The following is an 11,301-nucleotide window of genomic DNA, read 5'->3' as shown; positions in this document are numbered from 1 at the left end:
AGCACGGCGGCGTCGACGTCGAGGGCGTCTTCCGGGCCGCGACCCGCAACCTGACCTCCGGCGGCAACGTCGAGGGCGCGTCGACGCTCGAGATGCAGCTGATCCGCAACCTCTACACCGGGGACCGCGACGACAGCTACAAGCGCAAGATCCGCGAGGCGAAGCTGGCCGACCAGCTGGAGAAGCGCCATCCGGGCCGCGAGGGCAAGAACTGGGTGCTGACGACCTACCTCAACACCGCCCCGTACGGCAACGCGCCCAACGGCCAGAACATCAACGGCGTCCAGGCCGCGGCCCGCGTCTACTTCAACACGACGGCGAAGCGGCTGACGCTGGCCCAGGCGGCGATGATCGCCGGCCTGCCCCAGGCGCCCTCGCAGTACAACCCGTACCGCAACCCGTCGGCGACGCTGACCCGCCGCAACGACGTCCTCAAGCGGATGGCCGACCAGGGGTACGTCACCGCCGCCGCCGCGACCGCGGCCCAGGACGAGCCGCTGGGCATCACCAAGGGCGGCTACTACGCCAAGCGCCGCGAGCAGTTCTTCCTCAACTACGTCCGCGCCAAGCTGATCAAGTTCTACGGCGAGAAGACGGTCGCCCAGGGCGGGCTCAAGGTCTACACGACGATCGACCTGAAGAAGCAGGCGCTGGCCCGCAAGGCGATCGCCGCGCACCTCAACCCCGCGGCGGGCGACCCCTCGTCGGCCGTCGTCACCGTCGACCCCCGGAACGGCGACATCCAGGCCGCCGCGTCGTCGGCGGTCTTCGGGCAGAACCAGTACGACCTGGCGTTGCAGGGACGGCGGCAGCCCGGGTCGACCTTCAAGCCGATCGTGCTGGCCGAGGCGCTGGCCCAGGGCTTCAGCCCGAGCACGACCTACAGTGCGCCGTCGACCTTCCCGATCCCCCCGCAGTACGGGTCAGGTGAGATTCACAACTTCGCGCACGAGGGTGGCAGCGGCAGCATGGATCTCGTAACCGCGACCTTGAAGTCGGTCAACACCGTCTTCTTCCAGCTCGACCTCGACGTCGGGCCGGAGAACGTCTCGAAGATGGCCTACAAGCTTGGCATCACCACCAAGCTCCAGAGCTTGCCCTCAGAGGCACTCGGCGCCGCCAGCGTCAGCCCGCTCGAGATGGCCCGGGTGTACGCGACGTTCGCCAACGGCGGAAGGCGCGTCAACCCGCGGGCGATCACCAAGGTCGTGCGGCCGAGCGGCAAGGTCGATCATCCCCAACCGGTCAAGCGCCCGCGGACGATCAGCGCGCCGGTGGCCAGCGAGGTCACCCGGATCCTGAAGAAGGACATCGAGGGCGGCACCGCGTCGACGGCCAACTTCGGATGCCCGGCGGGTGCCAAGACCGGCACCACGAACGGCCCCTCCGACGTCTGGCTCGTCGGCTATACGCCGCGGATGTCGACGGCCGTCTGGGTCGGCTATCCCAAGGACCGCCGCACGATCCTGTCGACGACGACCGCCGGCGGCAACATCCAGGGCGCGACGGTCCCGGGCCCGATCTGGCACGACTACATGGCCTCCGCCCACGGCAGCTTCTGTGGCGACTTCCAGGGCCTCGTCCCCTTCAGCGGCACCAAGAGCGCCGGCGACCACTCGGTCTCCGGCGGCGGCGCGACGCTCGACGAGAACGGCAACCCGGTCGACGGCACCGGCGACCTCGGCAGCACCGACGGCACGACGACCACGACGCCCGACGCGGCCGGCGGCGGCTCGACCACGCCGGACACCGGCGGCGCCGCCCCGCGCGGCAAGCGGGGGCGCTACCCGGGCAACCTCTACGAGTCGCCGCCGCAGGACCCGCCGCGCTGAGCGCCGACGCCTAGACGACGTAGCCGTTCGCGGTCGCGCTGCCGCGTGATTCTGACGGGACGTTGGTTGGAACAGGACCGACTGCCTCGCGATACTCAGGGTTCTTCTGCGACTGTGACCGGATCGGGACCACCGCTGCGGAGCGCCGTGAGTCGTCGTCGAGTTCAGCCGTGTAAGGAGCCTGACCGGTGCGCTCGCGCTGCGATGTTCGATTCGTATCGTGGCGGCATGGTTGTCGATAGATCGCAGTCTGGCGGAGCGCTGCCGGCACATAGCCATTCGCGGGGAGGCGCATACGCCTTGACAATCTTGCTGGTCGCGTCAGCGCTGTGCGCTCTGTCGCTCGTATCGCGTGTGGATACCGCAGCGGCCCTGTATCGGGCCTATGCATGCGACAACCTGCCCTCCAACACATGGTGTGTCTTCACCGAGCGCCACAGCTATCGCCATGTTGGGACCGGGCAGGACAACTGGTTCAACAATTTCCAAGGCTCGGGGAACACCTCTGAAGGTTGGTGGTGCTCGAAGCTCAGGAACCAGGATACGGGGACCGAGTACGGACGAATCTGTGACTTCGGATACGTGGTCTGGACGCAACTCTCCTCGGCACCTTCAAGTCACATGCTGCCCATGTCAGCGAATGGCAACAACGGCTCCTATCAAACCGTCTTGGGGTGCGCCAAGACCCAATGGACCGACTTCTGCTCCGGCAACGGCTAGCCAAGACTTCAGGGGAAGCAAGCACATGGACCTCAGCAATAGACGCCGACTTCTGGCGACCGTCGCGATCACGACGATGCTCGCTGCTGGCGGCGGCATCGCGTTCGCCGCGACCTCCGACGAGCGAGGCCTTGGCCCGGAAAGTGCAAGTGACTGGGGTGCTGCCACCGTTGTCGCCACGCCGGTGCCGCCTGACACGCGATCCGGTGTCGCGGGTCGGCCCAATGAAGCCGCGGGTGCGAACGCAGCGGAGGCGACGGCAGGTCGTTCCCTCCTGGCATCTGCCTTGTTCCGACGGCCACGTCGGGCTGGCGACGACCTGCCGAAGGCATTCGCCGAGGTCGCGGACCTTCCGATCTTGAAGCGTGGGCTCACGCGACGGGTTGATAGCGGGGCCGGCCCGATGTGGATCGTCGCCGCTGAGAATGGCGCCGTGGCGCTCGTCGGCGATGATCACGTGACAGGGACGGCAGCGAGCGCGCTGGCGGAGGGGAAACTCCTGCGCATCTACGAGACCGTTCCCGGCGACGCGTCGGCAGTGGTCGTAAGTGGGTTCCTTCCCGACGATGCGCGGGACGTCTCGATTTCCACCCGGGCGGGAACTCGGGTACTCGGACTTCGAGACAACTTCTATAGCGCTCGCTTTGGCAAGTCGATCGGCGAACTGCCCCGGACGCTGAACTGGGTGGACGATCGAGGGCGGCACGGCCTTGACATCCCGCTCTCTCCTGACCTGCAGTGAGTCGGGACCTGACCCACGCAGGGGCAGCGGCGCTCGACCCTGCCGCTATAGACAAGACAAAGAGATCGCGAAGCACACTATGACGGTTTTCAAGAGGGGCAGCAGGTCCACGTCGCTGACGATGGCCGTGGCGCTTGGCATGCTTGTGCTGGTTGGTGCCGGTGGTGTCGCGAGCGCGGCAGCCACGCAAGCCTCGGTCTCGTCACAGACCTTCCAGCTGGACGGGAAGCCGATCTCGACCGAAGAGGCGGCGAAGGCGGGACTGGCGTGCGTCCAAGGGGCGCCCGATGATGTCGGGACGTGCTTCCGTTCGTCCGCGGAAGCGGCGCGAGCGACCGGCTCGGAGGCTGCCCCGCAGCGGTTCGGGTCGGGATCCGAGCCAGCCTTCTGCGTCATCCCGAACGCGATGGTGGTGTACGAGAACTACTCGTACGGCGGTTGGTCGCTCTGGCTCACCGGGCGCCACGTCTGGTACGACCTCACGGGCGCCTACAACGATCAGGTGAGTTCCTACGAGATGGGAGATCACAGCGGTCACATCGCGTCCGACAGCTATGCGCAGGGCCTGGGCTACAACTACCCGGGCGATACGGGTGTCGGCGGATGCGACGACAACATGAGTCGGTACCCGTATCAGGGCGCCACCTGGAACAACAAGGCGTCCTCGCGGTACCGCAACTAGTAGCGGCGCGTGCGCCACCTCATCTCGCTGGCGGCGGGACTGATCGTCGCCGCCAGTTGCTCCGCCTGCGGCGAGGATGCGACCGGCGCTTCGCGCATGCCCTCGGGAGCGCAGGCCCGGTCGCTTCATCTGGTCCTCAACGCAGATCTCGCGGTCACCCCGGAGAGTCTGTGGCTCGCGACCGAGGCGACGCAGTCGCCCGGATCTCGGCTGGCGGTCTTCGTTCAGCGTCGATCGGTGAACGGGGGGTGGGGGCGCGCGGAGCGCCTCCCGGCGCCGCCGGACACAGCAGGGCATGTCGAGGCGGCGCTCGTCGGCCACAAGCCGTGTGTGGGCTACGCCACTACGGGAGGACGTCCGGTTGTCACCTGTCGAGGCATGGCTGGATGGTCCCCAGCGCCGGATCCGCGCGTAGCGATACCGGGTGCGGTCTTCAATCAACTGGAGGCGCGGGGAAATGCGCTGTATCTCCTAGTTCGAGATGGGGAGTCGATGGCGGTGCTGCGCCGCGACCGAACTGGCTGGGTGCGAGTCGGCGACCCGGTCCCCTCCACGTCGCAGATCGCGAGGTTGAGCCACGCGAGTACGCGAGAAGCTGGCCTCGAGCTGACGCTCGAGGCCGTGGGGCGCCGACCGGGACGGAGGCGCGTGCTGGGGCTTCGCGCCGGTCGTTGGCGAGAGATCGCACCGCCGGCGACGCGGCACGGCATGGGACCTCAGCTCAGTGGAGCGGTGCGTCGTGGCAGCACGATCTTCCTGATGGTCAACGACGCCGAGCGCCGCCCTTGGCGGACGAGCATCGTGGCGTCCACCGACGGAGGCCGCTGGAAGCCTCTGCGCGGCGGCGTGCTCAACAGCGGTGTCGGTGACGCGCAGGGGATCCTCACCTTGGCGGGGGGCCGACTCTGGGCGATGTGGCAGCAGAGCGTCGCCCGACGCGGTGGGTTCGAGCAGCGCGTCTACGTCGCCCGAGTGGATCGGACGGGAGTGACCCGCCGCCGGATGACATCGGTCAGCGTCTCGTCCGGCCCGGGCAGTCTCGACCTCGAGTCCGCCGGAGGGCGGCTGTGGAGTCTCGACTTGCGGCCCGGCCCGTCGCCGGGTGCGATGCACGCAGCAGTTACGCGGCTGGATGATGGAGCCGACTGAGACCAGCGACGGAGTTGGCGTTTGTATGAGGCACGGGATGGCGGCAGCGCAGGAGACTCCCGGTTCTCGTCGCCGAGCCTGGCGCGGCGCTCAGCACGCCGTCAACTGGCCAAGCCGGTAGGGAACAGCTCATCGGCCAGGAGATCCTCCACGCTTCCAAGCAGGCGCCAATGGCCGCCTCCGGCACGCGTCAGGACCCCGGTCTGGACGAGGGTCCGCATCGCGACCGAGACTGACGGCCGCTGGGCGCTCACCAGGTCCGCGATCAGCTGATGCGAGAGGCGGGCACGAATCGTGATGCCCTCGGGATGCACCGTCCCCCAACGCCGCGCGAAGTGCGCCAGCAACGTGTGGATGCGGGTGGTGAGGCGAGGCTCCTGGGACAGGGCGTGTTGCAGCGCGAGCGAGGATGTCCGGGTCAGGGCGCGGCCGACGATCGCGGCGCCTAGCTGGGGCCAGGGCGCGGCAAGCTGCTGGTAGCGGCCATCGAGCACGGCGACGGAAGTCGGTTCGAGAACCCGTCCGAGGATCTCGACGTCGGCGGTCCTGGTCGGAAGCCACGGCTGCGCGATGTCACCAGCCCCGAGCATCTCGAGTGAGCGACGCCTCCCGGCGATGGTCGCCTGGCGAAGGGACGCACCGGACAGCATCAGGAAGCCTAGGCAGTTGCGCCAGCGGTCCTGGCCCCACGGCGCCCGCCAAGCGCTCGGCTCGAACCGCGCAACGGGCACAGTGCACGCATCCCGAGCCTTGGCGAACGCGTCTGGCGGCAGGCCTGCCCCGAGTTCTGGATCGAGGTCGAGCAGGTGCATGCGCCGATGCCGAGCTGCTGGTTGGCCATCAGAGGTCTGCACCTGGCGTGTACCGTACATAAGTCTGTTGCGTTGTGTTTGATCGCCCGTGACGGGCGCGGTCCTGCGCCCGCAGCGGGCGCTGGCTATGCGGTGGGGCCGTGCCTGGGCACGCAGCCGAGGTCACCCGGTGATCCGCGTCCGCCTTGCATCAACCGGTCGCCTCGGCGGAAGTTGCGGGACGCTTGGCTCTGGCCGGCAAGATGTTCGGCTCCTGACACTCGCCGCCATGTGCGAGCGGCTCCAGCGCGATCATCGGCGGATGACGCAGCGCTGGAACCAGCACGGGGTGCACGGTGGGTGGCGGAACTCCTGCCACCACGCTGGTCCATCCGGAGCCTTCGGGAGATCACGGAGCGTGGGGGTGTTGCTCGGTCTGCTCTTCGTGATTCTCGGCGGACCGTTGGCCATCGCCGAGGGACACCAGGGCGCGAGGAACGCCAGCGCGCGTCTGGTTGGCGGGCATCAGTCCGGCGAACTGGCGTACTACGGGCGCGGCGACGCATCCGCCTATCGCGTCTATCGAGCGAATGCCGGTTCCGGTTGGAGATGGGCGGAGCTCGCGGCAATCAGGCCAGGTGGCCGGATGGATGACTCGTGGATCGGGTATCAGTGCACCACGGGCAACGGCCGTCATGTCGTCGCTGTCATCGCTCCACGGCACGCAGCGAACCGACCGGGTCTGGCGAACGGCGGTGCGACGGCCTACTCGATCGACACCCGCAGCGGGAGCGTGCGACCGCTCGTCGCGGGCGTCGCCCTGAAATACCACTCGCCGGGCTGCGGTGAGGGAGATCGTGTCGCCCTTCCGTCGTATCTCGGGGAGGACGGACGTGATACGCGGCTCAGGATCGTCGATGCCTCGTCCGGGAAGCTGCTTGAGGATTCCTCGATCCGCGGTCATGTCACGTCGGTCGTTCCGACCCCCCATGGTCGGGTGGTGGCGGCGGACGGGGCGCTCGTCGTCACCCTTCGTCGCGGGCGGGTCGAGGACCGCGTCCGCGCGGCGGGTGTGGCGTTCCGGCTCAGCGTGAAGCGGGGCGTGACGACCTTCCTCGCCAAGCGCGGCAACGAAGCGCTGGTGCAGCGGGTCGTTGGGGGGCGAGCCAGAACGCTGCTTCGTGGGCCGCTGCAGCGGACAGCTCTGTTGTCGAGCGGGGCCGGCCCGGTCGCGGTGGGGTTCCAGGGCCGGGCGAACGGCATTCGTACGAGGAAATGGCCAGCTTCGCTCGCCGACGTCGAATCCACCTCAAGAGACGGCGACGCGATCGTGGGCGTCGCCGAGGAGGAGAAGGCGCGTATCGGCGGACACGATGAGGCCGGGGCTGCGAGCCTACCGGCGGTACCGCTGACCGTCATCGGTCCCGATCAGGGGGTCACTGCGAAGCTCCCGGGCGGCGCTCGCCCGGTCGTCACGCGGTTGCCGGCAGTGTCCCGCCGAGCTCGCGGACGCGGGGCTACTGCGAACACGACGACGCCGAAATGCGCTGTGCCCCGCAACGACCTTCGGCGGCAGGTCCCGCAGCCCAACGCCAAGCAGGTCGACTGGGCCATCCAGCAAGCGGTGCGGGGGAACCTGAAGGGCGCAACCCTCACGAGGCCCGCCAACTTCCTCAACATGGGCTTGGCGAGCTACCAGCCCAGCAACGACTTCTCCCCGACCTCCCTCACCGGCGGCGGCTCCATCCCGCCGTCGGTTGCACAGGCGATCTACGCGCAGGAGACGAACTGGAAGCAAGCCTCGTTCCACGCGCTTCCCGGGCTCTCGGGCAACCCGCTCGTGTCCGACTACTACGGCGCGGGCGGGGGCATCGACTCGATCGACTATGACCAGGCCGATTGTGGATACGGCGTGTCGCAGGTGACCGATCCGATGTCGGCGGCGTCGCCGACCTACAGCGCCAACGGCAAGGCCAAGGTTGCCGTCGACTACGCGGAGAACATCGCCGCTGGCCTCCAGATCCTCGCGCAGAAGTGGAACCAGCTGAAGGCGGCGGGAATCACGATGAACAACGGGAATCCCGCGTACCTGGAGAACTGGTACTTCGCGATCTGGGCCTACAACAGTGGATTCCACGCTCAGGTTACGGGAAGTCCGTGGGGCCTCGGATGGACGAACAATCCGCAGAACGCCGACTACGACCCAGCGCGCACTCCGTTCCTCCGGGTGACCTATGCCGACGCCGCTCACCCGGCCGACTGGCCTTACCAGGAACGAGTGATTGGCTTCATGGAGTCCCCGCTGCTGGACTACAAGGGCCGGTCGTCGTACGCCAAGCCGACGAACATTGCGCGGGGAGGGCTCCTCGCGCTTCCGGGGCACGACGCGTTCTGCGTGGTGAGCGCCAACGAGTGCTCGCCGACGTACGTCAACGCGGCTGACCCGACGAAGAGCTACTGCATGCGTGACGATCGCAAGTGCTGGTGGAATCAGCCGGTCACGCATGTCGATTGCAGCGCCAACTGCACCACCAGTGCCTTCACCTACGCGATCGCTGATCCCGAGCCCGCAACCGATCCGAACTACCTCCCGGCCTGTAGCTCGACGCTGCCCAGCGGGTCGATCGTCGTCGACAACCAGCCGACGAATCTCAATGTCGAGGGGTGCGGCGGCGGAAACTGGACCAACGCTGGGAGCTTCGACGTCACGCTTGGATCAGGCGTGGCGGTGATCGACTGGCATCAGTTGGGTGCCGGCTTCGGTGGGCACACGTTCTTCACCCACAATCGGCCACCGACAGATCTCACCCATCGAGTGACTGGCACCTGGACGCCCGCGGGTCTTACCGCGGGGCGGTACGCGGTGTCGGTCCACATCCCAAGTTCGGGTGCGTCCTCGGAGGCGGCTTCTTACACGATCGATCGGGGTGACGGGACGACCATCTCGAAATCGCTCAACCAGCACCTCCACGCCAACCGGTGGATGTCCTTGGGCGAGCACGACTTGCAACCGGGCGCGCGGGTAGTGTTGACGAACGTCACGGCCGCAGCCTCCGGTACCACGACGGTGGCCTACGACTCGGTCGCGTTCACGCGGGTGGCGAGCCAGCCCACGGGCCCGGAGGACGACCTCGCCAAGGCGTTTCGGCCGGCGCTGTTCTTCGACACCAGCGAGAAGTGGCGTCCATTGAACGTTCCGTCCTTCCTGACTGAACGAGGGGCAGACGGGCAGCCCACGCACGCGCGTTGTATCGACGACCACGATGTCGGGACGGCGGGGGAGTTTGAGCACGATCCGCCTGAGGGCCTCGCGGGCCGCTACACGCTCGGTGCCGGCGACGACACCGCGACCTGTGCGCCGATCCAATCCGCCGTCGATCTGCTGAAGTGGCGTAGCGACCGAACGTTCCTCCATATCAACCGCACGCTGTCGGATGACGAGGGGCAATACGCAAGCCCGTATCAGGGCTGCCGTCAGGGTAGCCGCCTCGACTGCAACGGTGGCGAGGCGGGGTTGACCGATCGGTCGGCGATCTACTACTCCCTCGCTCCTGCCCAGTCGGCGTACCAGTTCATTGAGTACTGGTTCTTCTATCGGTTCAACTCGTTCTCCGATGGGACGGACATCGGCAACCATCAGGGCGACTGGGAGGCGGTGGCGATTGCGCCGAACGGCGACAGCTTCGAGTTCGCATCCTTTTCTGGCCACGGCCGCTGGTACAGCTACCTGCGCGATGCGCTCACCTGCGTCGACATCCAGGATCAGGAGGGCTCGTGCGGGTCGGAGCAGGCGCCGGTTGGGCGCAGGATCAAGGTGTTCGTGGCCAATGGCTCCCATGCCAACTACGGCTTTGGCTGCTCCGAGTTCCCGTCTACGTGTCATCAGTCCATGAACGATCGCCCTGAGCGGGGATACGACGGCGCGGTGGCCTGGGGACGGAACGCTGAGCCGGCGGCGGTATTGCCGATGCCCGCGCTCGGGACGGGCGGCTGGCCCGACTGGGCCGGGCATTGGGGTGCCTCGGGTGCGCCGCTCGGCGACGGAAGTCCCCGCAGCCCCGGCGTGCAGTCGATGTTCAACCAACCGTGGGGTACTTGCGACTACCGCAACCCCGGGTGCGCCCTTCCTCGGTCGGCGGCGCGTCCTTCTGGCAAGCCCGGTCGAGCGGACCTAGGCAATCGTGTGCGCAACTGTGACACGTGGTTCGGTCCGGGAGTCAACGCGATGGCCTGTGACCGTGGTGCGCTAGGAAGAAGCATCGCGAACCGCGAACTGGGCTCCAGTCGGCGTGCTCGTATCCGGGTGCTTCGCTCGGCGTCTCCGCGTCGTGTGGGTGGTCGCTCGTTGCGCGGCAGCGTGGAACGTTCCGCAGCTTCGGCGGCTGTGGCGCAGTCGCTCGGAGCGCCGCTGCGAGTTGGCGATCGGGTGGAGGTACGTGGGGCCGGTCTGCGCCGCGCTCACGTGTCGCTGAAGGTCGCGGAACCGCGGAACCGCGTGCGGGTGCTCAGTTGGGCGGTGCCCGAGCGGAGCGGCCTCGTCACCCTGGAAGTCATCGAGCGCAGAGGTACGCTGCGGTTGCGTCGCGTGGAGTCCGATCGCGCGTGAAGCTGTTCTTCGCCGGACTCGTCGGCGTCGTCTACGGCGGGTTGGCCGTCGAGGCATTCGTCGCCTTGGTGGCGCCTGGGGCAGCCGTCGGGTGCGGCGCCGGGAGCGGAGCCGGTGGTCCCCTCTGGGGCGGCGTCATCGTCATCGGTGGGTGCGGAGTCGCCGGCGCTGTCGCCTGGTACCGGCGGTCGTCGGACGAGGGCTTTGATGCCCTCCAGTTGGCGCTGCCACTGGGGTTGGTGGTGGTCCTGGTGATCCGCGCGCTCGCCGAGATCGCCGAGTCCTGCTGACCTTGGGAACAGGGCATCGAACCCCCGTTCGGTGCTACCGTCAGTCCATATGGCCAAAGAGGACAAAGTCGAGTTCGAGGGCGAGGTCGTCGAGGCCCTGCCCAACGCCATGTTCAAGGTGCAGCTCGACAACGGCCATGAGGTGCTCGGCCACGTGGCCGGCAAGATGCGCCGCTTCCGCATCCGCATCCTCCCGGGCGACCGGGTCCGCGTCGAGGTCTCGCCGTACGACCTGAGCCGCGCGCGGATCGTCTACCGCCACCGCTAGGGGCGCGGCGCGAGGCGCGCGTATACCGGCGCATCTCGGCACGCTGTTCGCTCGGCAGTGCTGGCGCACGGCTCTCGCTTCCGCGCACCGACCTGCTTGGTCTACGCGCACCTCGCATCCACGCCCGGCGGGCGGCGCCTGGCGTCCGTGGACGCTTCGGATCTCGCCACCGTGTTCGCTCGGCAGTGCTGGCGCACTGCTCTCGCTTCCCGGCGGCGACC

General features: G+C 67.9%; 9 protein-coding genes. 8 read left to right on the top strand and 1 reads right to left on the bottom strand.

The genetic code is table 11. The annotated features are described in order from the left end of the window. The 5 genes from PAI11_RS16985 to PAI11_RS26450 form a co-directional block, all read left to right on the top strand. Nucleotides 1-1,832, top strand: a 1,832-nt coding sequence (locus tag PAI11_RS16985; RefSeq protein ID WP_040600744.1) for a transglycosylase domain-containing protein, incomplete at its 5' end; no start/stop codon positions are given. A 228-nt stretch (nt 1,833-2,060) separates the two neighbouring features. Continuing rightward, complete coding sequence (locus tag PAI11_RS26460; protein WP_138974387.1) at nt 2,061-2,552, top strand: hypothetical protein; 492 nt, start codon at nt 2,061-2,063, stop codon at nt 2,550-2,552. A 25-nt stretch (nt 2,553-2,577) separates the two neighbouring features. Then, the gene (locus PAI11_RS26455) at nt 2,578-3,294 is read left to right on the top strand and encodes a hypothetical protein (RefSeq protein ID WP_138974386.1); all 717 of its coding nucleotides are present in this window, start codon (nt 2,578-2,580) and stop codon (nt 3,292-3,294) included. 127 nt (nt 3,295-3,421) lie between these two features. Next, the gene (locus tag PAI11_RS16975; protein ID WP_138974385.1) at nt 3,422-3,976 is read left to right on the top strand and encodes a hypothetical protein; all 555 of its coding nucleotides are present in this window, start codon (nt 3,422-3,424) and stop codon (nt 3,974-3,976) included. Between the two features lie 9 nt (nt 3,977-3,985). After that, entirely contained in the window at nt 3,986-5,125 is a 1,140-nt protein-coding gene (locus PAI11_RS26450) for a hypothetical protein (protein ID WP_138974384.1), read from the top strand. A 101-nt stretch (nt 5,126-5,226) separates the two neighbouring features. On the opposite strand, the gene PAI11_RS16965 is transcribed toward PAI11_RS26450, so the two are convergent. Beyond that, a complete protein-coding gene (locus PAI11_RS16965; protein WP_170320746.1) occupies nt 5,227-5,937 on the bottom strand; it encodes a helix-turn-helix domain-containing protein in 711 nt (236 codons plus the stop codon). A gap of 406 nt (nt 5,938-6,343) precedes the next feature. Here PAI11_RS16965 and PAI11_RS24645 point away from each other — a divergent pair, with 406 nt between their 5' ends. The 3 genes from PAI11_RS24645 to infA are packed head-to-tail and all read left to right on the top strand — an operon-like array spanning nt 6,344 to nt 11,080. Further along, a complete protein-coding gene (locus tag PAI11_RS24645; protein WP_138974382.1) occupies nt 6,344-10,522 on the top strand; it encodes a golvesin C-terminal-like domain-containing protein in 4,179 nt (1,392 codons plus the stop codon). Continuing rightward, a complete protein-coding gene (locus PAI11_RS16955; RefSeq protein ID WP_040600739.1) occupies nt 10,519-10,812 on the top strand; it encodes a hypothetical protein in 294 nt (97 codons plus the stop codon). Before PAI11_RS24645 ends, PAI11_RS16955 begins: the two co-directional genes overlap by 4 nt. 49 nt (nt 10,813-10,861) lie before the next feature. Then, nucleotides 10,862-11,080: a translation initiation factor IF-1 gene (gene infA, locus PAI11_RS16950; RefSeq protein ID WP_007577037.1), complete on the top strand. Its 219-nt coding sequence runs from the start codon at nt 10,862-10,864 to the stop codon at nt 11,078-11,080. Nucleotides 11,081-11,301 lie beyond the last annotated feature (221 nt).

It is taken from the genome of Patulibacter medicamentivorans, from assembly GCF_000240225.1.
Lineage (GTDB): Bacteria > Actinomycetota > Thermoleophilia > Solirubrobacterales > Solirubrobacteraceae > Patulibacter > Patulibacter medicamentivorans.
This window is presented reverse-complemented; position numbering and strand designations above follow the sequence as displayed.